The following is a 26,419-nucleotide window of genomic DNA, read 5'->3' on the forward strand; positions in this document are numbered from 1 at the left end:
CTCAGCTTCTCCCGCTGGGCCGGGCGACCTTCCTGAAGAGCATGAACGTGAACCCGGACGCTGCGGCCCCCAGCAGGAAGACCTGGCAGAACGCCACGGACTGGGCGCTGGGACCGCTGTGGAGCACCAGTCCGGCGCACGCGAAGGCGACGGCCCCGGCGAGCAACGCCACTGAGCCAAGCAGGAAACTATGCACCGTGGCCGGGAATTCGCTGCCGGACTCGTGGTGGATATCCCTCCCACGGGGTTCGCTGCGCGGTTCACCGCGCAGCGCCAGGGAACGCGGCTGCAGTGCGGCGGCCGTGATGAAGCTGCCCACCGACACCGCCATGCACACCCCTGCGACCAGTTGCATGGTGCTCATCATGGGGGAGAGGCGGGTGCCGCTGGCGATCGCGACGGCGAGCCCGGCAGCCATGCCGGCGGCGCTGGAGGCCCAGCCCAGCAGGGCCAGCTTCCTGCACAGGGGCCGCAGCTGCGGCCACATCTCACTCATGGTCATGCATCAAGGGTAGTGAGGTCCGCTGGACAGTGGCTGGGAACAGCCGGTGCAACAGCCGCGCAGGGAGTGCAGGCGTCCTACGATGGGTGCATGGCAGCAGTGGTGCGCACCCGACTTAGCCGCGGAATCATGGGCAGGCTCCGTCTGGCCTCGCAGGGTCTGCTGGGGCCGGGCTTCCGGACGGCCCCGGACGCCGTGCGGTGGATGACGGCGATGCAGGCCCAGGACCTGCAGGCCGCCCTCTGGGCCGTCGGCCAACGGGTCCCGGGCTCCGGCGTCGAGGACGTCCGCTCGGCGCTGGACCGGGGCGAGATCGTCCGCTCCTGGCCGATGCGCGGCACCCTGCATCTGTTGGCGCCCGAGGACCTCAAGTGGGTGCTCGCCATAACCTCGGACCGTCTGATCCGCGGGATGGCCGGACGGCACCGGGAGCTGGAGATCGCTGACGAGGACGTCCAGGCGGCCCGGAAAGCGGCGCTGCAGCTGGTCTCCGGCGGGGAAGCAGCCACGAGGGGCCGGCTGTTCCGGGCTTTTGAAGAGGCAGGCCGGCCGACAGCAGGCCAGCGCGGCATCCACCTGCTGGGGATCCTGTGCCAGCGGGGCTGGCTTGTCCAGGGGCCGCTCTCCGGCAACCAGCAGCAGGTGGTCGCACTGGACGAATGGATCAGGGAGTCGCGCACACTGGACCGGGCGGAAGGCATCGCCGAATTGCTGCTGCGCTACATGCGCAGCCACGGGCCCGCCACCGAACGTGACTTCTCCTGGTGGTCGGGCATTCCGCTGACCGAGGTCCGGGCGGCCCTCGCCGAAGTGCGGGACCAGCTCGTGGAGCTGGTCTTCGAGGACACCGGCTACTGGCTCTCGCCGGGCACCGCGGCACTGCTCGACGACGGCGTGCCCGGCCAGCGCTCCGTGCTGGCCCTTCCCGGGTTTGATGAGTTCCTGCTGGGTTACACGGACAGGTCCCTCGTGTTGCCGCCCCAACACGCTGACAAGATCGTTCCCGGCGGCAACGGCATGTTCAAGAAGACGATCGTGGCCGGCGGCGCAGTGATCGGCACCTGGGCGAGGTCCGGGAACGGCCGGGGCGCCGCCGTCGTACCTGAGCCCTTTGACGCCGTTAACGGACTGCGGCCTGCCGCCCAGAAGTCCTTTGAGCTGCAGGCCGCGAAGTACCGGAGATTCGTCGGTTCCTGACCGGTCCTAGAGGGTTCCGGTGGCGATGTTGAGCATCCGCCGCAGCGGTTCGGCGGCGCCCCACAGGAGCTGGTCGCCCACCGTGAACGCGCTGATGTACTGCGGGCCCATCTCGAGCTTGCGGATGCGGCCGACAGGGATGTCCAGGGTGCCGGACGCCGCCACGGGAGTCAGTTCCGCCATCGAGGCGTCCTTGGTGTTGGGCACCACCCTGGCCCACTCGTTGTCCTCGGCCAGGAGCTTCTCGATCTCGGCGACGGACAGGTCCTCGCGGAGCTTGAGCGTGAGCGCCTGCGAGTGCGAGCGCATGGCGCCGATCCGGATGCACAGCCCGTCCATGATGATGTGGTCCTCGCCGGAGGTGCCGAGGATCTTATTGGTCTCCACCCCGGCCTTCCACTCTTCCTTGGACTGGCCGTTGCCGAGGTCCGCATCGATCCACGGGATCAGCGAGCCGGCCAGCGGAACGCCGAACTGACTGGCGTCGATGTCGGTGCGCTGGTGGGCCAGGACCTTGCGGTCGATCTCCAGGATGGCCGACGCCGGGTCGTCCAGTTCCGTGCTGACCTCGGCGTTGAGCGTGCCGAACTGGCTCAGGAGCTCGCGCATATGGCGGGCCCCGCCACCGGAGGCCGCCTGGTAGGTCATGGACGTGCCCCACTCGACGAGTCCGTTCTTGAACAGGCCGCCGAGGCCCATCAGCATGCAGGAAACGGTGCAGTTGCCCCCGATGTAGTCCTTGACGCCGCCGGAGAGCCCGGCGTCGACGACGTCGCGGTTGATCGGGTCCAGGACGATGATGGAGTCGTCGTTCATCCGCAGGGTGGAGGCGGCGTCGATCCAGAGGCCGTCCCAGCCGCGGCTGCGCAGCTCGCCGTGGACCTGCTTGGTGTAGTCGCCGCCCTGGGCGGTGACGATAATCGGCAGCTTCGCCAGGGTCTCGACGTCGAACGCGTCCTCGAGCTTGCCGGCCCCTTCTGCAAACGAAGGCGCGGCACCTCCCGCGTTCGAGGTGGAGAAAAATACCGGGTTGATGTTGGCGAAGTCGCCCTCGTCCTGCATGCGCTGCATCAGGACGGAACCGACCATGCCACGCCAACCGACCAGTCCAACGGACGGAGTAGCTGCTGTAGTCATTGGGCCAGTTTAGACTTTGGAGCGCCGAGCGCGCAGTCGGTTACGTCACCGGTGCTGCTCAACCCGCCGCGGGAGGCCTATTCGCCGCCGGTCTCGGCGAGAAGGGCCGATTTCCGCCTGCGGAGCGCAAAGACCGCGCCGAACGTGAACACCTGTGTCACGACAACCAGCACGATCGCACCGACGATCTTGTTGCCGCCCAGGATCATGGTCAGTCCCACAACCGCGGAGAGCAGCGCCAGCAGGGGCAGGAGCATGTAGCCGAGAACGAAGAGGGTCTCGGGTTTCTTCAGCATTCCTAGCCCTTGGTCCGGCGCCACTGGGTGATGCGGTAGCGGGTGCCGTTGGCGGCGGTCAGCCAGCCGTCGGACGGCAGGCTGGCTCCCGCGGTCCAGTCGTAGCCGAGTTCCGGGGCGAAGGTGTCGCCCTCCGCCGCCGTATCGATCGTGGTGACCACGGCGACGTCGGCGAGGTCCATGGACTGCGCGAAGATGTCGCCGCCGCCGATGATCCAGACCATGTCATGGCCGGGCGCGAACTGGGATTCCAGCAGGGCTTCGTCCAGGGACTTGACCGCGGTGGCGCCCTGGGCTCCGGGCGTTCCGCCCCAGCTTTCCTGGCGGGTGATGACGATGTTTGTCCGGCCGGGCAGCGGACGGTACTTGTCCGGGAAGGACTCCCAGGTCTTGCGGCCCATGATGACCGGGTGGCCCGTGGTGAGCCGGCTGAAGTGCAACATGTCCTCGGGCAGGTGCCACGGCATTCCGCCGTCCTTGCCGATGACACCGGTGTTGGTCTGGGCCCACAGTACGCCGAGGCCGGTCAGGGCGGCGGTCAGATCCTCGGTGAAGGGTGTGGGGAGCGGATTCTGCTGCTGGCTGTCGTCGTTGCTCATACGGCTATCGGGGCCTTAATCGTCGGGTGGTGCTGGTATCCGACCACCTCGAAGTCATCGAGGGTGTAGTCGAAGATGGAGTCCGGTTTGCGGGTGATGGACAGCTGCGGGTAGTCGTAGGGTTCTCGGGCAAGCTGCTTGAGGACCTGGTCCATGTGGTTGTCGTAGATGTGGACGTCCCCGCCGGTCCAGACGAATTCGCCCGGTTCCAGGCCGGTCTGCTGGGCCAGCATGCAGGTCAGCAAAGCGTAGGAGGCGATGTTGAACGGCACGCCCAGGAAGGAGTCGGCCGAGCGCTGGTACAGCTGGCAGGAGAGTCTGCCGTCGGCGACATAGAACTGGAAGAACGCGTGGCAGGGCGGCAGCGCCATGTCCTTGAGCTCGGCGACGTTCCAGGCCGAGACGATGTGGCGGCGTGAGTCAGGGTTGGACTTCAGGTTCGCCACCAGTTCGGCAATCTGGTCGACGTGGCCGCCGCCGGGGGTGGGCCAGGAGCGCCACTGGACGCCGTAGACGGGGCCGAGTTCGCCGTCGGCGTCGGCCCATTCGTTCCAGATCGTGACGCCCTGGTCCTGCATCCACTTCACGTTGCTGTCCCCGCGCAGGAACCACAGCAGCTCCACGGCCACGGACTTGAAGTGCACGCGTTTGGTGGTGATCAGGGGGAAGCTCTTGCTCAGGTCAAAGCGCAGCTGGCGGCCGAACACGCTGAGGGTGCCCGTCCCGGTGCGGTCCGATTTGTGCGTGCCGTGTTCCAGGACATCGCGCAGCAGGTCTTCATAGGGCGTTGGAATGCTCACGGTCCCAGTCTACTGAAATCCGTTCAGCACCCCTCATTCGTGTTGCCGGCCGACGTCTTGCACGCGAGGGGCCTCAGTCGTCGAAAGGCCTGAACCGCTCGACCGCCACCACCTTGTTCTTGCTGCCGTGCGCCACATGGCACACGATGATCTCGCCCGGGGCCATGAAAGGGTCCGAGGACGGTAGCAGGGCCCGCAGCCGGGAGTTCATGTGCTTGCCGAGCTGCGCGAAGACGGTCGGCAGGGCGGGGCGGTGCGTGCATAGGGCCACCGGCCGCTGTTTGTCGAAGAGGGACTCGACGACGGCGGCCGTTTTGTGCGGGCTCCGGGCGTGCCGGTGCTCGGTGAGTGAATCATGCAGCTTCACCTTGGCGTCGGTGGCCTTGGCATACGGTGCGATGGTGGCCACGCACCTCAGCCACGGGCTGGAGACAACGCGCGCGGGTTTCCAGGTCCGCAGGAGCCTGCCGACGGCCTGGGCCTGCCGCGTCCCGGTGGCCGCGAGCGGGCGGTCCCCTTCGGCCTTGGTCCAGGAGGAACGCGGCTTGGCCTTGGCGTGGCGCACGATCAGCAGCGGCCAGGTTTTCAGCTCCCCGCGCTCATGCGCGGCCACGAGGTGTTCCAGCGGGTCGACGTCGCTGGGGTTGCTCAGCAGGTTGGCGGCCTTCGCCGGTGAACACCACATGACGCTGTCCACTTCCTTGCCGTCCGGCAGCAGCGCGGCGCCGTCGACGTCGACCGCCCAGTAGTGGACCACCTTCAGCCCGGCGGGCACGTGGTAGTGGATGGGCGGCAGCGGGATGCCCAGCGGAGCCTGGAGCCCGATTTCCTCCTCCACCTCGCGGATGGCGCACTCGGGGATGGTCTCGCCGGGATCGATCTTGCCCTTGGGCCAGGACCAGTCGTCATAACGAGGGCGGTGGATCAGCAGGACCTCGAGCTCCTCCTTGTTGATCCGCCACGGCACGGCGCCGGCCGCCGTAACGGCTATGGCTTCGCCGGGATGGTCTGTCTGGTCCGCAACCGGTGAATCGCTACTCAATTCACTCCTCAATGCCAGAGCCACTACCGCAGGCTCGTCGAGCGTTGCCGGGAACGGGAAGCGAGCAGCCACGACTGGATGTCTTCGAGGTTCCGGCCGTCTTCCGCGAGGTGGTGGCGGGTCCAGTCGCCGCTGCTGTCCAGGTGCCAGCTGGCCGTGCCGGGGTCCATGTAGCGGCGCAGCATGTCCAGGACATACGTGGTGTCATCGCCGCTGGTGAGCTGCACGAGGGCCTCCACACGGCGGTCCAGGTTGCGGTGCATCATGTCGGCCGAGCCGATATAGACCACCGGCTGCCCGCCATTGGCAAAGGCGAACACCCGCGAGTGCTCCAGGAACCGGCCCAGGACGGAGCGGACCGTGATGTTCTCGCTGAGGCCGGGGACCCCCGGGCGCAGGGAACAGATGCCGCGCACGATGATGTCCACCGGAACCCCGGCCTGCGATGCCCGGTAGAGGGAATCGATGGTGGCTTCATCCACAATCGAGTTGACCTTGATCTGGACGCGGGCGGCGATGCCCGCCCCGGCGTTCCGGATCTCCGCTTCAATCCGGTCGATCAGCCCGGACCGTACCGAGCGCGGCGCCACCAGGAGCCGTTTGAAGGTGGACTTCGGCGCGTAGCCGGAGAGCTGGTTGAAGAGCTTGGAGAGGTCTTCGCCCACCTGCTCGTTGGCCGTGAGCAGGCCCAGGTCCTCGTAGTAGCGGGCAGTCCGCGGGTGGTAGTTGCCGGTGCCGATGTGGCAGTAGCGGCGCAGCCCGTCCACTTCCTGGCGCACCACGAGGGACAGCTTGCAGTGGGTCTTGAGGCCCACGATGCCGTAGACCACGTGGACTCCGGCCTGTTCCAGCTTCCTGGCCCAGGAGATGTTGGCCTGCTCGTCGAAGCGGGCCTTGATCTCCACGAGCGCCAGGACCTGCTTGCCGGCCTCTGCGGCGTCGATCAGCGCATCGACGATCGGGGAGTCGCCCGAGGTCCGGTACAGGGTCTGCTTGATGGCCTGCACCTTCGGGTCCGAGGCGGCCTGTTCCAGGAACGCCTGGACGGAAGTGGAGAAGGAATCGTAGGGGTGGTGCAGGAGGATGTCCCGGCGCCGCATGGCCGCAAAGACGTTGGCCGCCTTGGAGGTCTCCGATTCGTTCAGGTAGCGGGAGGTGTGCGGGACGTGCTTGGGGTAGTGCAGGTCCGCCCGGTCGATCCCGGCAATCACGGAGAGCCCGCGCAGGTCCAGCGGTGCGGGGACGGAGTAGACCTCGGATTCCTCGACGCCGAGCTCGCGGATCAGCAGCGCGCGGATGTTCGGGTTGATGTCGTTGGTGACTTCAAGGCGCACCGGCGGACCGAAGCGGCGCCGCAGCAGTTCCTTTTCCAGCGCCTGCAGCAGGTTCTCGGCGTCGTCCTCTTCCACCTCGACGTCTTCGTTGCGGGTGACCCGGAAGGTGTGGTGCTCCAGGACCTCCATTCCGGCGAACAGCTGGTCCAGGTGGACGGCGATGACTTCCTCAAGGGCGATGAACCGTGCCACCCGTCCCGGGACGGACCCCGCGCGGGGTCCGTCGATGGAGATCAGGCGCGGCAGCTGGTCCGGGACCTTGACGCGGGCGAAGAGCTCCTTGTCGCTGACGGGGTTGCGGACCACCACGGCCAGGTTCAGGGAGAGCCCGGAAATGTAGGGGAAGGGGTGGGCCGGGTCCACCGCGAGGGGGGTCAGGATCGGGAAGACCTTCTCGGCGAACATGGCGCTGAGCTGGTCCTTGGCCTGGGAGTCGAGCTCGTCCCAGTGCATGAGGTGGATGTGTTCGTAGGCCAGGGCCGGGCGGATCTGTTCCGCGTAGACCCGGGCGTGCTGCTGCTGCAGCCGGTGCGCGGCCTCGCCGATCTGCTCCAGTACCTGCATGGGGCTCAGCCCGGCGGGCGAGGGCACGGCGAGGCCGGTGGCGATCCGGCGCTTCAGCCCGGCGACCCGGACCATGAAGAACTCGTCAAGGTTGGAGGCGAAGATGGACAGGAAGCTGACCCGCTCCAGCAGGTACAGGTTGGGGTCCTCGGCCAGCTCCAGGACCCGGGCGTTGAACGCAAGCCAGCTCAGCTCACGGTCCAGGAACCGGTCCGGGCTGATGTCGCCCTCCGGTTCCAGGTTGGGGGCGAACTCGGGGATGTCGATCCGGTCCTGCGTGGCGCGTGAGGCGGGCACTTCGGAGGAGCCGAACCGGGCACGCGCTGGACGCGCCTTCTTTTCCGACGTCGCGGGTTCAGACGTGGCTGTCCGGGCAGATTCCCGTTGCATGGTCTCTCCTAAATGCTGGCGCGATTTAGCTTCAACCTTACAAGCAATAGCCTCTCAGCGAGCCCAGATTTCGGCCGCGCCCGGCTGGCCCTCCGGCGGCCGGATTACGGCCGGGCCAGCGGCGCATACATGACGTCGACGTCCCAGCGGGTGAAGCCCAGCCGGCGGTAGAGCGAAACGGCGGGGATGTTGTCGGCATCCACGTAGAGCATGACGGCGTGGAGTCCGAGGTCCTGCAGGTGTTTGATGCCGGCGACGGTGAGGGCCTTGCCCAGTCCGGTGCCCTGCGCAGCCGGGGTAACGCCGACGACGTAGACCTCGCCGATCGCGGGATGATCGCCGTGCCGGGGGTGCACCTTGGTCCAGTGGAATCCGAGGAGCCGGTCCGAGGAGTCCACGGCCAGCAGGAAGCCGGCGGGATCAAACCACGGCTCGGCCATCCTGGCGTCGAGGTCGGCGCGCGTCATGTTGCCCTGCTCGGGGTGGTGGGCGAAGGCTGCCTTGTTCGCGGCCAGCCAGGCGTCCTCGTCCTGTCCCGGGACGAAGGCCCGGAGTGTCACGGCCTCCGGCAGGACGGCGCCGGGCAGGACAAAATCCGGCTGGACGGCGTCGGGTGTCACGGCGTCCGGCAGCTCGACTTCTGGCCGCTCCGCGGCCGCCGTGGTGAGCCGCATCTTCCACAGCTCGCGGACGGGCCCGTAGCCGTAGCGCGCCGCGAGGTCCGCCGCGGCCTCGTGGTTTCCGTGGGACCAGGCTTTGAGGCCGCCGAAACCGCGGGTGTCCTTGAGCTCGCCCACCAGCCGGCCCGCCACGCCCTGGTTGCGGTAGATGGGGTGGACGGCGATTTCCAGGACCCCGGTGCCGTCAGGTTCCTCGACGACGACGGCGACGCCCGCCAGGTCCTGCGCCGTCGCGGGCTTAGGCGTCTTGCCAGGGGCACTGTCGGGCGAATCGTCGGCGGAATTGTCGGGGGAGTAAAGGGCAAGTGCCAGCACGGAATGCTCAGCGGCGCCGGCGGCGCGCAGCGTCACGAGGGTCTGTTCGGACAGGGGCGGATTGCCGTCGGACTCCTCCGCGGCGGTCACGAGGGCCACGACGTCCCTCAGCAGCTGTTCATCCACAGCTCCCTTGACAGCAAGTACGGGCCAGTTTTCCGGATGCGCAGGGGTCATGGTGCAAGGCTATACGTTGGGGACGCGGCGGGGCCGATTTTGTTGTTTCCGGAACTGTTACGTATAGTCGTTAACTCATCCGGCGGTCCGCCGCACAAAGAGCCAGTCCGGATGCGAGGGGGATCCACCACTGGGGTGGCCTCGATACGTTCGACCCGTATGTCCTCCACTGACAGCACGAGGCATTAAAGGAAGCATTGACAGCAGAAGGCCCCGGACTCTTGAGTCCGGGGCCTTCTGCGTACCCGCTTGCGGTGAGGTTCTGTGTTCAGGTTCAGTGTTCAGGTTCAGTGGCGAGGCCCCGGTCAGGCCTCGGTCAGCTCTTCTTCGGGCTGCCGGACGAGGGTCAGGCGGTAGCCGACGTTGCGCACGGTGCTGATCAGGTTCTCGTGGTCGGCACCGAGTTTGGCCCGGAGCCGCCGCACGTGGACGTCCACTGTCCGTGTGCCGCCGTAGTAGTCGTAGCCCCACACCTCGGTCAGCAGCTGCTGGCGGGTGAAGACCCGGCCGGGGTGCTGGGCCAGGTACTTCAGCAGTTCAAATTCCTTGAAGGTCAGGTTGAGCGGCGCGCCGTTGACCCGGGCGGTGTAGCTGGCCTCATCGATCACGACCCCGGCGGCGCGGATCTCCGTCGGGGCATCGTCCTGCTCCGGAACGGCCCGCGCGATGCCGAGCCGGATGCGGGCTTCGACCTCCGCCGGCCCGGCGGACTCCAGCAGGATGTCGTCCACGGCCCACGCCGAGGATACGGCGGCCATGCCGCCCTCGGTAAGGATGAGCATCAAGGGGGCGCTCAGGCCCGTGGCCTTGAGTAGTTGGGTGAGGGAGCGTGCGCCTACGAGGTCCTTGCGGGCATCCAACAGGACGATGTCGCAGGGGTCGGTCTCGAGCAGGGCGGTGGGTTCGGCCGGAAGGATATGCACGCGGTGGTTCAGCAACTCCAGAGCAGGCAGGACGTCCACCGATGACCCGGTGCTGTTCGTCAGTAGCAGGATGTGCGACATTGTTCCTCCAAAGGGTGTCCGCGCATCGTTGGGCGTCTCTGAACCGGGCTTGCACCGGCCGTTACCGGCTTCCTTCGGCGGTCCCCGGCTGTGGGATCGGGCCGCTGACAGTGGTCTAGTCAAGTGGTCTAGACAATCTGTCTGGCCGATGCATTAGCAGGAAGCCTCAGCAGGAAGCGTAGCTAAATCCGAGTATACCCAAATGCCGCTTTCCGGACACGGTCCCGTCACCTGCGGCTGGTCCTGTTGCGACACATAGCGGTCATATAGGGCAGGATTGATCCGTCAGGGCCCGCAGCCCTGACGAACTTGAGCCGAATCGAATTGGGGTCCGCAGTGAGCGAAGGTACGGATCGATTGTGGGTAAGTTGATGGCGGGTAGACAGTGAAGTCCTGGAGCATAGGAATCATCGGCCTGGCCGGTCTCGCCGCCATCATCGCCGGCGCCTATTCCTCGCCGGAGGTCCTGCTGGCCGCAGCGGCGCTGACCGCCGTCGCCGTCGGCGTCGGCTGGCCCCATTTCCTCGGCATCCCCGCCAAGAAGACCCTGGCCGCCCTGATCGGCCTCCCCGGGGTGGGCTCCGCCGTGGCCGCCACTTACCTTCCGGCTCCGGGCTTCCTGGACTGGACGCCGTCGTTCATGGCGGCCGGAGTCATTGCCATCTTCGTCATGCAGCTGCTCCGGGGCACCGGCCAGGCCCAGCGGCTCGAATCCACCCTCGGCTCCTGCGCGGGCGTGCTGCTCTCCTGCCTGGGGGCCGGCTGGATCGCCTGCTCCCGCTTCAACGGGGTCCGGGAAATGTTCCTCGTGGCCGCCATCAGCGCCGCCATCGCACTGCTGGCGGGGCTGATCCGCTGGCCGGACCGGGTTGTGGCGCCGCTGGGTGTCGTCGGCGCCGGGCTGGCCGGCCCGCTGGCGGGCCTCGTGTTCTCCGACATCGCCGTCATTCCCGCCGCCGTCGCCGGCGGCGTGGTGGGGGCCGTGCTGGTCAGCTTCCGCCGCCTGGTCATCCTTCGCGGTGACGAACTGAACTTCCTGGCGGTCCTAGGTATGGGATTGGGACCGGTGTCAGCGGTCGGTTCCCTGGCCTACTTCATAGACAAACTACTCATCTACTAAAGCGTTAGGATGGCATCATGTCCGTACTTGCATTTGAAATCTTCTTCCTTGTTCTGCTCGGCGTTGCCAGCCTTTCCATGGCCTGGTTTGCCGGCTTTGTGGTGTACCGCCTGTTCAAAGGCCAGAAGTAAACAGCCAGAAGTCAGTACCCGTCCAGACTGCGACGTCCGGACCCGTAGTTTCCAGAGGTAGTTGCTGTGCCGATTGAAATTCCTACTGATCTGACACCCGAAATCGTTCCGCTGTCCTGGCTCATTGGTGAGTGGGAGGGTCGTGGCCGGCTTGGGGCGGGGGAAGAGGACTCCGAGCACTTCCTGCAACACGTCTCCTTCACCCACAACGGTCTGCCGTACCTTCAGTACCGCGCCGAGAGTTGGCTGACCGACGACGACGGCACGAAGCTCCGTCCGCTGACGGTCGAGACCGGCTTCTGGGCGCTTGAGCGCAAGCAGCGGGACGAGGACGGCGGTCCCGGCCTGATTCCGGCGGACATCGTTCCGGTGCTCAAGAGCGCCGACGAGGTCGAGGCCCTCCGCAACAAGGACGGCGGCTTCGACATCTCCGTCTCGATCGCCCACCCGGGCGGGATCTCCGAGCTCTACTACGGCCAGATCAAGGGACCCCAGATCCAGCTCAGCACCGACATGGTGATGCGCGGCAGCCACTCCAAGGAGTACACGGCAGCCACCCGGATCTTCGGGCTCGTGGACGGGAACCTGCTGTGGCGCTGGGACGTCGCAACCGGCAAGGGTCCGACGGCGGGCGGCGGCCTGGAGGCCCACGCGTCCGCCATCCTCGGGAAAGTAAGCTGAACACCCGGTCTCACTGATTTTTCCGTTGTCCGCAGCGATCAAAGGGAGCACGACAGTGAATGCCACAGCGACTGGAGCAGGGAACACCGCCGATTACAGCGACCTCAAAGCCGTGTACTTCAACGGCACCCTTAAGAAGTCGCCGGAGACGTCCAACACGCAGGGGCTGATCGACGTCAGCCGGCGGATCATGGAGAAGCAGGGGGTCACCACACGCGTGATCCGGACGGTGGACCACGACATCGCCAGCGGCGTCTACCCGGACATGCGCGAGCACGGCTGGGAAAGCGACGAATGGCCCGAGCTGTACCCCGCAGTCCAGGAAGCCGACATCGTCATAGTCGCCGGACCGATCTGGCTGGGCGACAACTCCTCGCAGACCAAGAAACTGATCGAACGCCTCTACGCCCATTCGGGCCAGCTGAACTCGAAGGGCCAGTGGGCGTTTTACCCTAAGGCTGGCGGCTGCCTGATTACGGGGAACGAAGACGGAATCAAGCACTGCGCCATGAACGTCCTCTACAGCCTCCAGCACGTGGGCTTCACCATCCCGCCGCAGGCGGACGCCGGCTGGATCGGCGCCGTCGGGCCCGGTCCGAGCTACCTCGACGAAGGCTCCGGCGGCCCCGAAAGCGACTTCACCAACCGCAACACGACGTTCATGACCTGGAACCTGCTGCATCTGGCCCGGATGCTCAAGGACGCCGGCGGCATCCCGGCCTACGGCAACCTGCCCGAGGCCTGGAAAGCCGGCACCAGGTTCGATTTCGAAAATCCGGAATACCGCTAAGGCGCCCGGTGGTCGAGCCTGTCGAGACCGGAATACACACCGAGTAAAGGATGTTGCCTTCATTATGACTATCAAGAGCCCACTGCTGTCGCGCCCGGGCGCCGTCGAAGCCGGCGGCACCGACGCCGGCGTCGCTTCCCACTACGGTGAGCCGCTGCGCGAGCAGCGGGCGCTGGCTGCCGGCACCGCCGTCGTGGACCTGTCCTGCCGCGGTGTCGTCACAGTCAGCGGGCCGGACCGGCTGAGCTGGCTCAACACCCTGTCCTCCCAGCAGCTCACGAATCTGGCCCCGGGCCAGTCCACCGAACTGTTGCTGTTGAGCATCCAAGGCCGGATCGAGTTTGACGCAAGGGTAGTGGACGACGGCGGGACCACCTGGCTGATCGTCGAGGGCGCCGAAGCGGCGCCACTGGCCGAGTGGCTCAACAAGATGAAGTTCATGCTCCGGGTCGAGGTCGCGGATGTGTCGGCGGACTGGGCCGTGCTCGGCTCCACCCGTCGGATCGAGGAATGGTCCGGACTCAAGGTCTGGGAGGACCCTTGGCCGCACATCGGCGCGGGCGGCTACTCCTACGCCGTCGTGGGCGAGGACTCCCACCCGGGCCTGGAACGTCCCTGGTTCGAATACCTGGTTCCGGCGACGGAGCTCGAAGCCACCGTGGGCGAGCGGCCGCTGGCGGGCGCCTGGGCGGCGGAAGCGCTGCGGATCGCGGCGTGGCGGCCCCGGTGGGGCGCGGAAACCGACGACAAGACCATCCCGCACGAGCTAGACCTGCTCCGCACGGCCGTGCACCTGACCAAGGGCTGCTACAAGGGCCAGGAAACCATCGCCCGCGTCCACAACCTGGGCCACCCGCCGCGTCGGCTGGTCTTCCTCCAGCTCGACGGCTCACAGCACACCTTGCCCGCCGTCGGAAGCGAAGTGCGCGCCGGTGAGCGCAAGGTCGGCACCGTGACCTCCGTGGCGCAGCACTACGAAATGGGCCCGGTGGCCCTGGCCGTCATCAAACGATCCGTTGCCCCGGATCAGGTGCTGACAATCTTTGACGGCGACGAGCCCTACACCGCGGCGCAGGAGCTGATCGTGGCTCCCGATGCCGGCCAGGTCGTGGGGCGCCAGACCGGATTCCTGCGGGGGACCCGATGACCGGCGAAAACGCCGTGCCCGGCGCCGCTTCCGCCAACGGTGTGGCATCCACTGGCGCAGCCGGTGCGCCGGATGATGAGACGCTGGACCTGGCCCACACGCTCTTCCAGGCGGCGCGCGACGGCAATGCGGAGCTGCTCGGCAGCTACTTGGCCGCGGGCGCCCCGGCCACCCTGACCAACGCCGCCGGCGACTCCCTGTTGATGCTGGCGGCCTACCACGGCCATCCGGACGCCGTCCGGCTGATCCTGCACCACGGCGGCGACGCCAACGCGGCCAACGACCGGGGCCAGACGCCCTTGGCCGGGGCCGTGTTCAAGGGCTACACGGACGTCGCCCGGGAGCTGCTGGACGCCGGGGCCGACCCCGACGCCGGCACTCCCTCCGCGCGGGCGGCCGCGCAGATGTTCGCCCGGACGGACATCCTGGCCCTCCTCGGCTGACGCCCGGCTGGCGCCCCTCGGCAGGGTCCTAGGCCGTCGCTTGCGTCCGTATATTCCATGTGGAATAGTCGTAGTGGAGTAATCGCTTCGAAGAACGTCTCAGGTACACCCCGAAGGACTCTGCACCATGGCCAGGGCCACACCACTGACACCGCTTGGCGTCGCCGCACTCTCACTGCTGGTGGAAGAACCGATGCATCCCTACGAGATGTATCAGCTCCTCATGGCCAGGCATGAGGACCGGCTCGTGAAGGTACGGCCCGGAACCCTCTACCACGCCGTCGGCCGCCTCGAGGAGCACGGCCTGGTGGACGCCACGGGAACGGACAGGGAGGGCAACCGCCCGGAACGCACCACCTATACGATTTCCGCCGCCGGCCGGGAAGCGCTCACCCAGCGGCTGCAGGACATGCTCGCCAACCCCGTGAACGAATACCCCTCCTTCCCGCTGGCGATCGCCGAGGCCCATAACCTGCAGGCCGGCGTCGTGATTGAACTCCTCGACCGCCGGCTCCAGGGCCTGCGGGAACAGCTTGACTTCCTGGACTCGGGGGAGGAGCTGGTCCGGAAGAAGGGCCTGGACCGCAAGTACTGGATCGACATCCAGTACCAGCAGACCATGCTGCGGTCCGAGATCGGCTGGAGCCGCGGCCTCCAGGACCAGCTCCGTACCGGCGAACTGCCTTGGTAGCCGCACTGCCCCATCAAGCATTTACATCAGCACCCTAAGGAATCCCATGGAAAACGTAGCTAGGCCGTGGCCGGCCCTCTGGTCCCTGGTGATCGGCTTCTTTATGATCCTGATCGACACCACCATCGTCTCGGTGGCCAATCCCCGCATCATGGAAGGCCTGCACGCTGACATCAACTCGGTGATCTGGGTGACCAGCGCCTATCTGCTGGCCTATGCCGTCCCGCTGCTGATCACCGGCAGGCTGGGCGACCGCTTCGGCCCGAAGAAGCTTTACCTGTCCGGCCTGGTGGTCTTCACCGCAGCTTCCCTCTGGTGCGGGCTCGCCGGCGACGTCCAGACCCTCATCGAGGCCCGCGTGCTCCAGGGCCTCGGCGCCGCGATGATGACGCCCCAGACCATGGCTGTCATCACGCGGATCTTCCCGCCGGACCGGCGCGGCGCCGCCATGGGCATCTGGGGCGCCACGGCCGGCGTCGCCACGCTGGTGGGGCCGATCCTGGGCGGCGTCCTGGTGGACGGGCTCGGCTGGCAGTGGATCTTCTTCATCAACATTCCGGTCGGCATTGCGGGCTTCATCCTCGCCCTGCGCTTCGTTCCCGCACTGAGCACCCACCCGCACAAGTTCGACATTCCGGGAGTGCTGCTCAGCGCCGCCGGACTGTTCCTCCTGGTGTTCGGCATCCAGGAGGGCGAGACGTACAACTGGGGCACCATCACCGGTCCGATCACCGTCTGGGGACTCATCATCTGCGGCATTGTCGTCCTGGCTGCGTTCGTGGTGTGGCAGCACGTGAACCCCCGGTTCTATGACGGCGAGCCACTGTTGCCGCTGAGCCTCTTCAAGGACCGCAACTTCTCGCTGGCCAACGTCGGGATCACCACCGTGGGCTTCACGGTGACGGCATTCAGCTTGCCGCTGATCTTCTACTACCAGATCGTCCGCGGCCTGACCCCCACCCAGTCAGCCCTCATGATGGTCCCCATGGCGCTGATCTCGGGAGGCCTTGCACCCGTCGTCGGCAGGATCATCGACCGGGTCAATCCGAAATACATCACCGCGGGCGGCCTGACCCTCATGTCGGTGGCGCTGTTCTGGAACGCCTCCCTCATGCACCCGGACACACCGATCTGGCTGTTCCTGCTGCCGAGTGCCGTGCTGGGCTTCGCGAACGCCGGCATCTGGGCACCGCTGAGCTCGACCGCCACCCGCAACCTACCGCCGCGGCAGGCCGGTGCCGGTTCCGGCGTCTACAACACCACCCGCCAGATTGGCGCGGTCCTCGGCAGCGCCGCCATCGCCGTCCTCATCCAGGCCCGGCTCGCGGCGGAACTTGCGGCGGCGCCGGGAGCAACCGGGGAGGCCAAGCCCATGGGCTTCGGCGGCACCCTGCCCGCCGCGCTCCATGAGGGGTTCTCGACGGCGATGGGCCAGTCCATCATGCTCCCGGCCGCAGTCATCCTGCTCGGCGCCGCAGTAGCCCTGTTCTTCGCCAAGCCCAAGGCCCTGCAGGGCTGGGGCGGAGCCGCTCCGGCGGAATCCTCGGGCGCCGAGCGGGCCGGCGTAAAACCCAGCTGAGCGCTGGCCGGCCCCGCTGGCCGGCATCCGGATCAGCCCAGCAGCACGCTGGTCTGGATGCCGCCGGCGGCGAAGCCCAGGCTCCGGGCGAGGGCCAGCGATCCCTTGTTGCTGACATCCGTGCGCCACTGGAGTGTCAGCCCCGAGGCGAGGGCCTCGTGGGCCGCGATCGAGGCAGCCAGCGAACCCAGCCCGCGGCGCCGCCACTCCGGATCCACCAGGACCCCGACGTCGGCCAGGATCCCTTCCCATTCCGCATACGCGCCGCAGGCCACGGGAACGGACTGGCCGTCATCATCGCGCATGATCGTGAAGCGGTGGGGCAGCCCGGACAGCCGGACCTCATTCACATCATCCGGCGGGCAGCGGCCTTCCAGTTCGACGGCTTCGGGGTTCCCGTGCGAGACCGTGGGCTCCTCGGCAGGCTGCAGCAGGGGTAGCGCATCGGCGAAGAAGACCGCGGCCGCACCCAGTCCGTGGCCGCCGCGCGGCCGGGTGATGGTCAGCAGGGTGACATGCTGGGCGAGTTCCTCGTCGGGGATCCCGGCGGCGGCGTCCAGCGCCCATTGCGGCCCGACCAGGGCAGAGGCGCCGAACAGCCGGACGAAGTCGACCGAGCGGCGGGATTCGTCCGCGCGGGTGAGGCGAACACCCGCGGCGGCCGCAAGGTCGGCGTCGTCGAATCCCAGATGGCGCGACCAGGCGAGCTGGATGATGTCCACGGAACCGGGCTCAAGAGTCATGACTCAACCCTACCCACCGGCGGCCGCGGCCCCCGGGCGCGCTGAGCCTGTGCCTAGCCGAAGAGGACCGCGGCCTCGTCGTAGCGGTCCTGCGGCACGGACTTGAGGTTCCCCAGCGCGGCCTCGAAACCGACGTGCACGATGTGCGTGCCGTTGAGGGACACCATGGTGCCCCAGCGCTGGTCCACCACCGAGTCGATGGCGGCCATGCCGAGGCGTGTGGCCAGGACGCGGTCGAACGCTGTCGGGACGCCGCCGCGCTGGATGTGGCCCAGCACGGTGGCACGGGTCTCGATGCCGGTGCGGGCCTCCAGATCGGGGGCCAGCAGTTCGGCGATGCCGCCGAGGCGGGGGCGGCCGAAGGTGTCCAGGCCGCGTTCGGAGTGCGGGGATTGCTGGCCTTCCGGGACGAAGCCCTCGGCCACCACGACCAGCGGGGCGCGGCCACGGTCGCGGGCCGAGAGGACCCATTCGGTGATCTGCTCCATCGAGGCCTTCTGCTCCGGGATCAGGATGGCGTGCGCGCCCGAGGCCATCCCGGCGTGCAGCGCAATCCAGCCGACGTGCCGGCCCATGACCTCGGCGATCATGCAGCGGTGGTGGGACTCGCCGGTGGTGCGCAGGCGGTCGATCGCCTCGGTGGCGATCTCGACAGCGGTGTCGAAGCCGAAGGTGTAATCGGTGGCGTCGAGGTCGTTGTCGACGGTCTTGGGGACGCCCACGATCTTGAGTCCGGCGTCGGTCAGCCGCTTCGCCGCGGCCAGGGTGCCTTCGCCGCCGATGGCGATGATGGCGTCGATGCCCATCCGGTCCATGTGGGCCTTGATGACATCCGGGCCGCCGCCGTTCTCGAACGGGTTGGTGCGGGACGTCCCCAGGATGGTGCCGCCCTGCTTGGCGAGGCCGCGGACCATGGTGCGGGGGATGTCGATGATGTCGCCCTCCACGACGCCGCGCCAGCCGTCCAGGAATCCCACGAATTCGTGGCCGTGGACGGCGATGCCCTTGAGGACGGCGCCACGGATGACGGCGTTCAGTCCGGGGCAGTCTCCGCCGCTGGTGAGGATTCCAATTTTCATGTGTTGGCTCAAATCCTGGTTCGAAGGTATACAGGCAGAGCGCCACGCTGAGCTCACCTAGAGTCTAGTGGCGCGTGTGGGCCAGGACACAAACGGTTACAACGGCGGTGCCCCTGCCATCCCGGCAGGGGCACCCGTTTGATGTTTAGGCCTGTTGCTCCGGAGGGAAGGGTCTCCCTTCTGATGCTCCCTGCCGGAGGGCCTCAGGGGCGGCTGGAACGCTTCTCGAGGAAGCTCTCCAGAATGATGGCGTTCCGCTGGTCCGGAAGGATGAGCCACGCCGCGAGGTAGAAAACGAAGGCCGGGCCCGGGAGCAGGCTCAGGAGCAGGTATGCGATCCGGACATACGCCACATCGACATTCAGTTTGGCGGCGATCCCGCCGCAGACGCCGCCCAGCCAGCGCTGCGGACCACGTTTCAGGCCAAGGCCCCTGACGGTGCTGAAGAACTTATCCATGGTTCAAGACTTCCCTGTTGTCGATTTTTTGTCACGTCCCCGCGCTGACAGGAGACCTCCGATCACCAGGGCGGCCCCGGCGCCGATCATCAGGCCAATCAGGACGTAGGTGCCGTTCAGGGCCACGAGGCCGAGCCGGGAGATGATGATCAGCGCGGCCAGGGCCAGCACGATCAGTCCCCAGACCACCGTTCCGACACGGGCCCGGGAGCTTGCCGCCGCCTGGGCTTGAGGCTCCTGCGCTTCGGGCTGGAGGGGGGCGTCCGGGCTGCTGCCGGTTGAACTGTTTTTTCCACTACCGTCTTTTCCACTGCCTGCCGGCAGATCATAGCTGTTCATCTCAGTTGCCTTCCCTGATGGTCACGTTGCTGACGGTGCCGGAGATCTTGAGGATCAGCCGGGCGCCCGGCTTGCCCGTGTTGTAGTCGCTCTGCTGGTTCATCATGCCGCCATGGTTCTGGCTGCCCTCGTGGAGGTTCCCCATCGTCATGTCCGCCTGGACCTGCACCGGGACGGTGCCCGGGATGACCACGGTCAGGTTGCTGGCCGTCGCGTCGATGGGAACAACGACGTCGGTGCCGAGCGGCGGGTTCAACGCCAGCTTTGTCAGGTCCACGGTTCCGGTGCCGCCCGTGATGTCGAAGCCGCTGCGGGCCTGTTCAATGCTGGACGGCGTCCAGTCGGCGTTCTGGAAGCGGAACCTGTCACCGTTCGGCACCACATTGAAGATCCCGCCGATGATGAGGGCGACGACGGCGAAGAACCCCAGGATGCCCGAAGTCCGGCCCCTCAGCCCGGTGAACAGGATTCCGAGGCCCAGGATGGCCGCACCGCTCGCCCAGACCAGGGCGTTGCCGGAGCCGCCAAGGTCGATCACGTTGGCGGCGCCGAGGGCCTTGAGGCCCCCGCCCACCAGGAGGGCCGCCCCGACGGTAACCGCCACGGCGGGGGTGCCGGGCCCGGGGTTCCGGCGCCGGGCCGAAGGTGCCGGAGTCCCGCCCGGCCCAGGACGGTAGCCGCCGCCGGGCGGCGGAGTGGGCCCGGAGGGCGGGGGCGGACCCCAGGCCGGACGGGGCATCGGCTCGGAGGTGCCGTAGGACGTGCCTGCGAACGTGGCCGTGTTTACCGTGTTTAGTGTGTTTGCCGTGTTTTCCGGGTTTGCCGGACCACCGGGCTGGGGACGCGATGACATGGGAGCGTTTCCGTTCCGGGTCTTGTTGCGTTGTGTCAGGTAGTAGATGAGATAGATGGCGCCCCCCACCCAGAAGACGGTCCAGACGAAGGCGCCGAAGCCGTAGCGGTCCCAGCCCCAGACGCCGCTGCCCAGGCTGGGGAAGCCGATGACCGTGGTGATCAGCGCCCCGGTCATGCCGGCGGTCCACCGGCCTGCGGCGGCCTCCTGGACATGGATGCGGCCGTCCGGTTCGGGCAGCAGGGCCCAGGCGAGGCCGTAGAGGAGCACTCCGATGCCGGCAAAAATGGTCAGGACGATCAGGACGCCGCGGACAATCAGGGGGTCGACGCCGAGCCGTTGGGCTATGCCGCTGGCGACGCCGCCGATCCAGCGCTCCCGGCCGCGGTAGATTCCGTGGCTGCGGATCCAGTCGAAGAAGTTCTGCGCCTGGGTGCCGCCCTGCGGCGGCATCGCGCCGTAGTAGGGCGGTGGCGGCGGTGTGCCTGGACCGTTCGGGTCACCGGGCGGGTAGAGCGGCGGCGGCTCCGGCGAGGGCTCGCCGGACGCGGAACCGGACGAGGGGAGTGAAGCAGGGGCGGAAGCGTCGCCGGGGCGGCCGGAGGCATGGTCTGCAGCGCGGTCCGAAGGGCCTGGCCCTGCATCTGGGTGCGGAGTGTGCGTGTTCATACCTCGATCCTTCCCGTTCCGGGCATGCGGCTCTATTGGGGAACACCCTGAACGGTCCCTGAGTGACCCCTGGTTGCGCCCGGAAACGCCTCCGGGGAACCCCGAACCGTGCTTGGATTGAGTCATGACAACCGCCGTTACCCGCCCGCCGCTGACCCGCAGCGGCGACCGTGTGATCGCCGGCGTTTGCGCAGGCCTCGCCAATCATCTGGGCTGGCCGGTGCGCATGGTCAGGATCGGCATGGTGGTGGCCGCGCTCGCCGGCGGCGCAGGAGCGGCGTTCTACGCCTGGCTCTGGATCATGGTTCCCACGGCGGATGAAAGCGCGAAGCGCAACGCGCGCCGGCCGGCGTCGCCGATCGCCCCCGCGGTGAGTGCCCCCAACACCGCACCGGCGGGATCCTGGTGGCCCAGGGTCCCGAGCATGCCGTTCGGCAAGGAGATCCTGCTGGGCGCGGGGCTGCTGCTGGCGGCAGGGATCCTGATTGCCCGGCTCCTGGGTTATGACGTGCCGCTTGGCACCCTGATCCCGGCCGCGGCCATCCTGGGCGGCGCGGCCATCGCCTGGATGCAGCTCGATGAAACTCGCCGCGCAGGCCTCGTGGACAAGACCAAGGCCGACCAGGCCGGCGGCTGGGCCCGCCTCGCCGCCGGGCTGGCCCTGGTGGTCGCCGGCGTGCTGGTGATGGTGTCCGGATCGGGGTCCTGGGAACAGACCTGGCTGGCGTTGCTGTCCTCCGTGGCGGTCCTCGGGGGCGTGGCCCTCGTGCTGCTTCCCTGGGGATTGAAGTTCTGGCGCGATCTGGAAACCGAGCGCGCAGGCCGCGTCCGCGCGACCGAGCGCGCCGAGATCGCCGCCCACCTGCACGACTCCGTGCTCCAGACGCTGGCCCTGATCCAGCGGCGTGCCGGCAACGAGCACGACGTCGTGCGGCTTGCCCGGGCGCAGGAGCGCGAGTTGCGGGGCTGGCTGTACCGGGACCCCGGCAAGGAAGCCGGCCAGCTGTCTGAAGGCATCCAGGCGGCGGCCGCAGAAGTCGAAGACGCCCTAGGGCATGCCGTGGAAGTGGTCAGCGTGGGCGACTGCGCCATGACCGAACGCCACGAGGCACTCGTCCAGGCGGCCCGCGAGGCCATGCTGAACGCTGCCCGTCACGGCGGCGGCGCGGTGTCCGTGTATCTGGAAGTCGCCGACGGCGCCGCTGAAGTCTTCATCAAGGACCGCGGGCCGGGTTTCGATCCGGAGTCGGTCCCCGGCGACCGGCTCGGCGTGCGGGAGTCGATCATCGGGCGGATGAACCGCCACGGCGGCACCGCCGCCATCAACAGCAGCCCGGACGGCACCGAGGTGCGGCTCCGGCTACCCGTCTCCGCCGCACTCGCCGGCCCTGCCGTCAACAGCACCAATGGAGAGGCCAAACCGTGAACAACGCAGAATCAGGGAGTCCAGCCGGGGGGCTCCGGGTGGTGCTCGTGGATGACCACGCCATCTTCCGGTCCGGGTTGAAGGCGGACCTCGATCCCGGCATCGTCGTCGCGGGCGAGGCCGGAACCGTGGAGGAGGCAATCGCTGTCATCGCCGCCGAGCGTCCCGACGTCGTGCTGCTGGACGTCCACCTGCCCGGCGGCCTCGGTGGCGGCGGGCGTGAGGTGCTGGCCGGTTCGGCGCCGCTCCTGGGCAGCACGCGGTTCCTGGCGCTGAGTGTCTCGGACGCGGCGGAAGACGTGGTCTCCGTTATCCGGGCCGGCGCCCGCGGCTATGTCACCAAAACCATTTCCGGGGCGGAAATCAGCGACGCCGTCCGCCGCGTGGCAGGCGGCGACGCCGTCTTTTCACCCCGGCTGGCGGGCTTTGTCCTGGATGCCTTCGGCACCGCCCCCGCGGACATCGCCGACGACGAACTGGACAGGCTCTCCGCCCGTGAACTCGAGGTGATGCGCCTGATCGCCCGCGGCTACAGCTATAAGGAAGTGGCCAAGGAGTTGTTCATCTCGATCAAGACGGTCGAAACCCACGTCTCGGCGGTGCTGCGCAAGCTCCAGCTCTCCAGCCGGCACGAACTGACCCGTTGGGCCGCCGAGCGCAGACTCCTCTGACCCCCTCAGAGCCGCCCTCACCTTTCGCCGTCCTACGACAAACGCTCCCTCACCGTGGTGAGGAAGCGTTTGTCGATTTCTTGCGTGGCGTGAGGGAGGGTCCTATTTGGCCTTGCCGAGGAAGTCCTGCAGGCGGGCGACGCCCGTGGCGAGGTCCGCGTCGCCCAGGGCGTAGGAGAGGCGGAGGTAGCCGGAGGGGCCGAACGCCTCGCCGGGAACAACGGCAACCTCGACTTCGTCCAGGATCAGGGCGGCCAGTTCCGCGGATGTCGAGGGCCGGACCGGACCGTTCGCCGACGGGAACTCCTGGCCCAGCAGGGCGCGGACGTCCGCGTACACGTAGAACGCGCCCTTCGGCGTCGGGCAGTCAACGCCCTCGATGGCGTTCAGGCCCGCCACGATCGCCTTGCGGCGGCGGTCGAAGGCGAGTTTCATCTCGTCGACGGCGGTCAGCGGACCGGACACCGCGGCGAGGGCCGCTACCTGGGGGATGTTGGAGACGTTGGAGGTGGCGTGCGACTGCAGGTTGGTGGCGGCCTTGATGACATCGGCCGGGCCGATCATCCAGCCCACCCGCCAGCCGGTCATGGCATAGGTCTTCGCAACACCGTTGAGGATGACCACCTTGTCGCCCAGCTCGGGAACCGCCGTGGCAATCGAGGTGAACGGCACGCCGTCGTAGGTCAGGTGCTCGTAGATCTCATCGGTGACAACCCACAGGCCCTTGGACGCCGCCCACCGGCCGATCTCCTTGACCTGCTCCGGCGAGTAGACCGCGCCGGTGGGGTTGGACGGGGAGACGAAGAGGAGGATCTTGGTGCGGTCAGTGAGCGCGGCTTCCAACTGCTCCACCGTGACGAGGTATCCCTGCTCCGGCCCGGCGAACACTTCGACGGGCACGCCGCCGGCCAGCCGGATGGCCTCCGGGTATGTCGTCCAGAACGGGGTGGGCACGATGACCTCGTCGCCCGGATCCAGCAGGGTGGCGAAGGTGTTGTAGACGGCCTGCTTGCCGCCGTTGGTCACCAGCACCTGGGACGCCTCGGCCCTGTAGCCGGAGTCGCGGAACGTCTTGTCCGCGATGGCCTGCTTCAGCTCGGGCAGCCCGCCAGCGGGGGAGTAGCGGTGGTACTTCGGCTGGCTGGCGGCCTCGATGGCGGCCTGCACGATGTAGCCGGGGGTCGGGAAGTCGGGCTCACCGGCGCCGAAGCCGATGACCGGGCGGCCGGCTGCCTTCAACGCCTTCGCCTTGGCATCGACGGCCAGTGTGGCGGATTCGGCTATGGCGGAAATGCGCTGGGAAATGCGGGCGGCAGGCATGGCGGGTCCATTCTTCGCTTGCAGCTGGAGGGCTGGATGAGGGATTCGACGGAATCTACTCTATGCTGTTCACCGGATCGTCCCGGGTGCCGGTGCGGAAATGTGACTGCAGGCTGTCAGTTGATTTTCACGGCACTCCAGGGTCCGGAAGAGTCCGGTTCGACGTAGACGCACTTGTTGCGTAGACTGGTTCTCCGGTGTTGAAAACACGATGATGGTCTGCGCCTCAGAGAAGTCTGGGAAAGCATCGGCCGGAACGGATTTTCGCTCCATAGGGTAGTGGCGCAATTGGTAGCGCAGCGGTCTCCAAAACCGCAGGTTGCAGGTTCGAGTCCTGTCTGCCCTGCGCATGCTGTTCCGGGTAGTCCGGAACCAGCGCAGCAACCATGGTTCAGTTCAGAGCCGGGTATCCGACATTGCGAGGATGAGTGAGGACCAGGTGACCGAAACAGCTGCCAGCAGCTCCAAAGGCCGCCCCGCCAAGAATGCCGCCAAGGTTGGCTTCTTCGCTCGTATTGCACTCTTCGTCCGCCAGGTGATCGGCGAACTGAAGAAGGTCGTTGCACCGACCCGCAAGGAACTGATCAACTACACGCTCGTGGTGCTGGTGTTCGTGGCCATCATGATGCTCATCGTCACCCTGCTGGACTTGGCCTTCGGGACCGGAGTGAGCTGGGTCTTCGGCGGTCAGGGCGCCACGAACCGCTAAGGCGACCGGTCCGCAGACTGCGTGGATGTCCCCGGGAAACCGGAGATTCCGCGGGGTGTGCGGAATTGAGCCATTTAAATAGGCATGTTAGGCAATGAGGAAGCAGGAGACCAAGTGTCTGAGCAGGAGCTCGAGGTAACTGAGACTGAGCTGGATAAGAGCCAGGACGCCGCGGTGGAAGCCGCGGAAGAGTCCGAGGCTGTGTCTGCTGCGCCCGAATCCGACGTCACCGACGAGGCGGCAGCCGACGAGGCCGCTGAAGAAACCGGCGAATCTGTAGAAGAAGCAGAAGAAGCGGGATCCGAGTCCGGCGACGAGGCGGCCGATGCCCTTGAGGCCGCCGCTGCCGCCGCTGAGGTTGACCCGGCCGACGAATTCAAGGCCAAGCTGCGCCGCCAGGAAGGTGACTGGTATGTCATCCACTCCTACGCAGGCTACGAAAACCGCGTCAAGGCAAACCTTGAGACCCGCATCCAGACCCTGGACATGGAAGATTACATCTTCGAAATCCAGGTTCCGATGGAAGAAGTCGTTGAGATCAAGAACGCTCAGCGCAAGGTCATTAACCGCGTGCGCATCCCCGGCTACGTCCTGGTCCGCATGGACCTGACGGATGCCTCCTGGGGCGCCGTCCGCCACACCCCCGGTGTCACCGGCTTCGTGGGCAACGCCCACAACCCCGTGCCGCTGCGCCTCGACGAGGTCTTCTCCATGCTCGCCCCGGTCTTCGAAGAAGAGCAGGCCGAGAAGGGCAAGCCGGTCAAGCACGCCGCCGCACAGGTCGACGTCGACTTCGAGGTCGGCGAATCGGTCATCGTCAAGGAAGGTCCCTTCGAGACCCTTCCCGCCACGATCTCCGAGATCAAGGTGGATTCCCAGACCCTCGTGGTGCTGGTCTCCATCTTCGAGCGCGAGACCCCCGTCACCCTGGCGTTCAACCAGGTCAGCAAGATCTAGCTTTCCCCACAGAATTCGCCCCGGGCTGCCTGCTTAGCAGCCACGGAGCGGCCGGCCGCCTCGCCATGGCGGCCACCAACCTGAGGCACGCTCCTGTGTCCCAGGACGTATTTGAGAGAAGGACCTACATTGGCTCCCAAGAAGAAGGTCACCGGCCTCATCAAGCTGCAGATCCAGGCAGGTGCCGCTAACCCGGCTCCGCCGATCGGTCCTGCGCTTGGCCAGCACGGTGTCAACATCATGGAATTCTGCAAGGCGTACAACGCTGCGACGGAAGCCCAGCGCGGCAACGTTATTCCTGTTGAAATCACGGTCTACGAGGACCGTTCATTCACGTTCATCACCAAGACCCCGCCGGCTGCGGAACTCATCAAGAAGGCTGCAGGCGTTGCCAAGGGTTCACCGACCCCGCACACCGTCAAGGTTGCCAAGCTGACCCAGGCCCAGGTCAACGAGATCGCCACCACCAAGATGGAAGACCTCAACGCCACGAGCCTTGAAGGCGCAGCGAAGATCATCGCCGGCACGGCCCGTTCCATGGGTATCACCGTCGAAGGCTAATAGCCTTTACCGCCG

At 67.1% G+C, this 26,419-nt stretch carries 28 protein-coding genes and 1 tRNA gene; 14 read left to right on the forward strand and 15 right to left on the reverse strand.

Annotation, left to right across the window (positions count from 1 at the left end; translation table 11 throughout):
* Position 1 precedes the first annotated feature (1 nt).
* Entirely contained in the window at positions 2-502 is a 501-nt protein-coding gene (locus ACQCSY_RS14080) for a hypothetical protein (protein ID WP_427129685.1), read from the reverse strand.
* Positions 503-592: 90 nt separating this feature from the next.
* On the opposite strand from ACQCSY_RS14080, the gene ACQCSY_RS14085 reads away from it, so the two are divergent.
* Positions 593-1,699: a winged helix DNA-binding domain-containing protein gene (locus tag ACQCSY_RS14085; RefSeq protein ID WP_427129687.1), complete on the forward strand. Its 1,107-nt coding sequence runs from the start codon at positions 593-595 to the stop codon at positions 1,697-1,699.
* Between the two features lie 6 nt (positions 1,700-1,705).
* Here the strand turns inward: ACQCSY_RS14085 and asd are convergent, their stop codons facing one another.
* From asd to ACQCSY_RS14125, 8 genes are all read right to left on the reverse strand, one after another.
* A complete protein-coding gene (gene asd, locus ACQCSY_RS14090) occupies positions 1,706-2,836 on the reverse strand; it encodes an aspartate-semialdehyde dehydrogenase (RefSeq protein ID WP_427129689.1) in 1,131 nt (376 codons plus the stop codon).
* Positions 2,837-2,913: 77 nt separating this feature from the next.
* Complete coding sequence (locus ACQCSY_RS14095) at positions 2,914-3,132, reverse strand: NF038396 family protein (RefSeq protein ID WP_427129691.1); 219 nt, start codon at positions 3,130-3,132, stop codon at positions 2,914-2,916.
* Between the two features lie 2 nt (positions 3,133-3,134).
* Positions 3,135-3,731, reverse strand: coding sequence for a dihydrofolate reductase (locus tag ACQCSY_RS14100; RefSeq protein WP_427129693.1), 597 nt, complete (start codon positions 3,729-3,731; stop codon positions 3,135-3,137).
* The gene (locus tag ACQCSY_RS14105; RefSeq protein ID WP_427129695.1) at positions 3,728-4,531 is read right to left on the reverse strand and encodes a thymidylate synthase; all 804 of its coding nucleotides are present in this window, start codon (positions 4,529-4,531) and stop codon (positions 3,728-3,730) included. Before ACQCSY_RS14105 ends, ACQCSY_RS14100 begins: the two co-directional genes overlap by 4 nt.
* A 73-nt stretch (positions 4,532-4,604) precedes the next feature.
* Entirely contained in the window at positions 4,605-5,573 is a 969-nt protein-coding gene (locus tag ACQCSY_RS14110; RefSeq protein ID WP_427129696.1) for an NUDIX hydrolase, read from the reverse strand.
* 23 nt (positions 5,574-5,596) lie between these two features.
* Complete coding sequence (locus tag ACQCSY_RS14115; RefSeq protein ID WP_427129697.1) at positions 5,597-7,861, reverse strand: RNA degradosome polyphosphate kinase; 2,265 nt, start codon at positions 7,859-7,861, stop codon at positions 5,597-5,599.
* A 104-nt stretch (positions 7,862-7,965) separates the two neighbouring features.
* Positions 7,966-9,033: a mycothiol synthase gene (mshD, locus tag ACQCSY_RS14120; RefSeq protein ID WP_427129699.1), complete on the reverse strand. Its 1,068-nt coding sequence runs from the start codon at positions 9,031-9,033 to the stop codon at positions 7,966-7,968.
* A 305-nt stretch (positions 9,034-9,338) separates the two neighbouring features.
* The gene (locus tag ACQCSY_RS14125; RefSeq protein ID WP_427129701.1) at positions 9,339-10,037 is read right to left on the reverse strand and encodes a winged helix-turn-helix transcriptional regulator; all 699 of its coding nucleotides are present in this window, start codon (positions 10,035-10,037) and stop codon (positions 9,339-9,341) included.
* 385 nt (positions 10,038-10,422) lie between these two features.
* Between ACQCSY_RS14125 and ACQCSY_RS14130 the strand changes: the two genes are divergently transcribed.
* The 7 genes from ACQCSY_RS14130 (at position 10,423) to ACQCSY_RS14160 (ending at position 16,619) form a co-directional block, all read left to right on the forward strand.
* On the forward strand, positions 10,423-11,157 hold the full coding sequence (locus ACQCSY_RS14130) for a permease (RefSeq protein ID WP_427129703.1): 735 nt from the start codon (positions 10,423-10,425) through the stop codon (positions 11,155-11,157).
* Positions 11,158-11,354: 197 nt separating this feature from the next.
* The gene (locus ACQCSY_RS14135; RefSeq protein WP_427129705.1) at positions 11,355-11,969 is read left to right on the forward strand and encodes an FABP family protein; all 615 of its coding nucleotides are present in this window, start codon (positions 11,355-11,357) and stop codon (positions 11,967-11,969) included.
* Positions 11,970-12,024: 55 nt separating this feature from the next.
* Entirely contained in the window at positions 12,025-12,759 is a 735-nt protein-coding gene (locus tag ACQCSY_RS14140; RefSeq protein WP_427129707.1) for a flavodoxin family protein, read from the forward strand.
* Positions 12,760-12,823: 64 nt separating this feature from the next.
* The gene (locus tag ACQCSY_RS14145; RefSeq protein WP_427129709.1) at positions 12,824-13,906 is read left to right on the forward strand and encodes a YgfZ/GcvT domain-containing protein; all 1,083 of its coding nucleotides are present in this window, start codon (positions 12,824-12,826) and stop codon (positions 13,904-13,906) included.
* The gene (locus ACQCSY_RS14150) at positions 13,903-14,349 is read left to right on the forward strand and encodes an ankyrin repeat domain-containing protein (protein WP_427129711.1); all 447 of its coding nucleotides are present in this window, start codon (positions 13,903-13,905) and stop codon (positions 14,347-14,349) included. Before ACQCSY_RS14145 ends, ACQCSY_RS14150 begins: the two co-directional genes overlap by 4 nt.
* Before the next feature lie 127 nt (positions 14,350-14,476).
* The gene (locus tag ACQCSY_RS14155; RefSeq protein WP_427129713.1) at positions 14,477-15,040 is read left to right on the forward strand and encodes a PadR family transcriptional regulator; all 564 of its coding nucleotides are present in this window, start codon (positions 14,477-14,479) and stop codon (positions 15,038-15,040) included.
* A 46-nt stretch (positions 15,041-15,086) separates the two neighbouring features.
* Positions 15,087-16,619, forward strand: coding sequence for a DHA2 family efflux MFS transporter permease subunit (locus tag ACQCSY_RS14160; RefSeq protein ID WP_427129715.1), 1,533 nt, complete (start codon positions 15,087-15,089; stop codon positions 16,617-16,619).
* A 32-nt stretch (positions 16,620-16,651) separates the two neighbouring features.
* On the opposite strand, the gene ACQCSY_RS14165 is transcribed toward ACQCSY_RS14160, so the two are convergent.
* The 5 genes from ACQCSY_RS14165 to ACQCSY_RS14185 all read right to left on the reverse strand — a co-directional run bounded on the left by ACQCSY_RS14165 (position 16,652) and on the right by ACQCSY_RS14185 (position 20,760).
* Complete coding sequence (locus ACQCSY_RS14165; RefSeq protein ID WP_427129717.1) at positions 16,652-17,362, reverse strand: GNAT family N-acetyltransferase; 711 nt, start codon at positions 17,360-17,362, stop codon at positions 16,652-16,654.
* 53 nt (positions 17,363-17,415) lie between these two features.
* On the reverse strand, positions 17,416-18,441 hold the full coding sequence (locus ACQCSY_RS14170; RefSeq protein ID WP_427129719.1) for a 6-phosphofructokinase: 1,026 nt from the start codon (positions 18,439-18,441) through the stop codon (positions 17,416-17,418).
* Positions 18,442-18,644: 203 nt separating this feature from the next.
* Positions 18,645-18,899, reverse strand: coding sequence for a PspC domain-containing protein (locus tag ACQCSY_RS14175; protein WP_427129721.1), 255 nt, complete (start codon positions 18,897-18,899; stop codon positions 18,645-18,647).
* A gap of 3 nt (positions 18,900-18,902) precedes the next feature.
* Complete coding sequence (locus ACQCSY_RS14180; RefSeq protein ID WP_427129723.1) at positions 18,903-19,238, reverse strand: hypothetical protein; 336 nt, start codon at positions 19,236-19,238, stop codon at positions 18,903-18,905.
* 1 nt (position 19,239) lies between these two features.
* Complete coding sequence (locus ACQCSY_RS14185) at positions 19,240-20,760, reverse strand: PspC domain-containing protein (protein ID WP_427129725.1); 1,521 nt, start codon at positions 20,758-20,760, stop codon at positions 19,240-19,242.
* 124 nt (positions 20,761-20,884) lie between these two features.
* Between ACQCSY_RS14185 and ACQCSY_RS14190 the strand changes: the two genes are divergently transcribed.
* Positions 20,885-22,186 carry a PspC domain-containing protein gene (locus tag ACQCSY_RS14190; RefSeq protein ID WP_427129727.1) on the forward strand — a complete coding sequence of 434 codons (1,302 nt, stop codon included), beginning with the start codon at positions 20,885-20,887 and terminating at the stop codon, positions 22,184-22,186.
* Positions 22,183-22,857 (forward strand): LuxR C-terminal-related transcriptional regulator, encoded by a 675-nt coding sequence (locus ACQCSY_RS14195; protein ID WP_427129729.1) that lies wholly within the window; start codon positions 22,183-22,185, stop codon positions 22,855-22,857. Before ACQCSY_RS14190 ends, ACQCSY_RS14195 begins: the two co-directional genes overlap by 4 nt.
* Before the next feature lie 102 nt (positions 22,858-22,959).
* Here ACQCSY_RS14195 and ACQCSY_RS14200 read toward each other — a convergent pair whose 3' ends face one another.
* Positions 22,960-24,177, reverse strand: coding sequence for a pyridoxal phosphate-dependent aminotransferase (locus ACQCSY_RS14200; RefSeq protein WP_427129730.1), 1,218 nt, complete (start codon positions 24,175-24,177; stop codon positions 22,960-22,962).
* Between the two features lie 273 nt (positions 24,178-24,450).
* Here ACQCSY_RS14200 and ACQCSY_RS14205 point away from each other — a divergent pair.
* The 4 genes from ACQCSY_RS14205 (at position 24,451) to rplK (ending at position 26,404) form a co-directional block, all read left to right on the forward strand.
* A tRNA-Trp gene (locus ACQCSY_RS14205) sits at positions 24,451-24,523 on the forward strand.
* Between the two features lie 78 nt (positions 24,524-24,601).
* Positions 24,602-24,886, forward strand: a complete 285-nt coding sequence (gene secE, locus ACQCSY_RS14210; RefSeq protein WP_427129732.1) for a preprotein translocase subunit SecE — start codon at positions 24,602-24,604, stop codon at positions 24,884-24,886.
* 114 nt (positions 24,887-25,000) lie between these two features.
* Positions 25,001-25,843 (forward strand): transcription termination/antitermination protein NusG, encoded by an 843-nt coding sequence (gene nusG, locus ACQCSY_RS14215; protein ID WP_427129734.1) that lies wholly within the window; start codon positions 25,001-25,003, stop codon positions 25,841-25,843.
* Positions 25,844-25,972: 129 nt separating this feature from the next.
* Positions 25,973-26,404: a 50S ribosomal protein L11 gene (gene rplK / locus ACQCSY_RS14220; protein WP_024365990.1), complete on the forward strand. Its 432-nt coding sequence runs from the start codon at positions 25,973-25,975 to the stop codon at positions 26,402-26,404.
* Positions 26,405-26,419: the final 15 nt, after the last annotated feature.

Source organism: Pseudarthrobacter sp. S9, assembly GCF_050156545.1.
In the GTDB taxonomy this organism is placed as follows: Bacteria; Actinomycetota; Actinomycetes; order Actinomycetales; family Micrococcaceae; genus Arthrobacter.

Excerpts from the sequence above, each read along its gene's own strand:
- ACQCSY_RS14080 (WP_427129685.1), bottom strand. The coding sequence starts at position 502 with ATGACCATGAGTGAGATGTGGCCGCAGCTGCGGCCCCTGTGCAGGAAG.
- ACQCSY_RS14085 (WP_427129687.1), top strand. The coding sequence starts at position 593 with ATGGCAGCAGTGGTGCGCACCCGACTTAGCCGCGGAATCATGGGCAGG.
- asd (WP_427129689.1), bottom strand. The coding sequence starts at position 2,836 with ATGACTACAGCAGCTACTCCGTCCGTTGGACTGGTCGGTTGGCGTGGC.
- ACQCSY_RS14095 (WP_427129691.1), bottom strand. The coding sequence starts at position 3,132 with ATGCTGAAGAAACCCGAGACCCTCTTCGTTCTCGGCTACATGCTCCTG.
- ACQCSY_RS14100 (WP_427129693.1), bottom strand. The coding sequence starts at position 3,731 with ATGAGCAACGACGACAGCCAGCAGCAGAATCCGCTCCCCACACCCTTC.
- ACQCSY_RS14115 (WP_427129697.1), bottom strand. The coding sequence starts at position 7,861 with ATGCAACGGGAATCTGCCCGGACAGCCACGTCTGAACCCGCGACGTCG.
- mshD (WP_427129699.1), bottom strand. The coding sequence starts at position 9,033 with ATGACCCCTGCGCATCCGGAAAACTGGCCCGTACTTGCTGTCAAGGGA.
- ACQCSY_RS14125 (WP_427129701.1), bottom strand. The coding sequence starts at position 10,037 with ATGTCGCACATCCTGCTACTGACGAACAGCACCGGGTCATCGGTGGAC.
- ACQCSY_RS14145 (WP_427129709.1), top strand. The coding sequence starts at position 12,824 with ATGACTATCAAGAGCCCACTGCTGTCGCGCCCGGGCGCCGTCGAAGCC.
- ACQCSY_RS14150 (WP_427129711.1), top strand. The coding sequence starts at position 13,903 with ATGACCGGCGAAAACGCCGTGCCCGGCGCCGCTTCCGCCAACGGTGTG.
- ACQCSY_RS14155 (WP_427129713.1), top strand. The coding sequence starts at position 14,477 with ATGGCCAGGGCCACACCACTGACACCGCTTGGCGTCGCCGCACTCTCA.
- ACQCSY_RS14160 (WP_427129715.1), top strand. The coding sequence starts at position 15,087 with ATGGAAAACGTAGCTAGGCCGTGGCCGGCCCTCTGGTCCCTGGTGATC.
- ACQCSY_RS14165 (WP_427129717.1), bottom strand. The coding sequence starts at position 17,362 with ATGACTCTTGAGCCCGGTTCCGTGGACATCATCCAGCTCGCCTGGTCG.
- ACQCSY_RS14170 (WP_427129719.1), bottom strand. The coding sequence starts at position 18,441 with ATGAAAATTGGAATCCTCACCAGCGGCGGAGACTGCCCCGGACTGAAC.
- ACQCSY_RS14175 (WP_427129721.1), bottom strand. The coding sequence starts at position 18,899 with ATGGATAAGTTCTTCAGCACCGTCAGGGGCCTTGGCCTGAAACGTGGT.
- ACQCSY_RS14180 (WP_427129723.1), bottom strand. The coding sequence starts at position 19,238 with ATGAACAGCTATGATCTGCCGGCAGGCAGTGGAAAAGACGGTAGTGGA.
- ACQCSY_RS14185 (WP_427129725.1), bottom strand. The coding sequence starts at position 20,760 with ATGAACACGCACACTCCGCACCCAGATGCAGGGCCAGGCCCTTCGGAC.
- ACQCSY_RS14190 (WP_427129727.1), top strand. The coding sequence starts at position 20,885 with ATGACAACCGCCGTTACCCGCCCGCCGCTGACCCGCAGCGGCGACCGT.
- ACQCSY_RS14200 (WP_427129730.1), bottom strand. The coding sequence starts at position 24,177 with ATGCCTGCCGCCCGCATTTCCCAGCGCATTTCCGCCATAGCCGAATCC.
- secE (WP_427129732.1), top strand. The coding sequence starts at position 24,602 with ATGAGTGAGGACCAGGTGACCGAAACAGCTGCCAGCAGCTCCAAAGGC.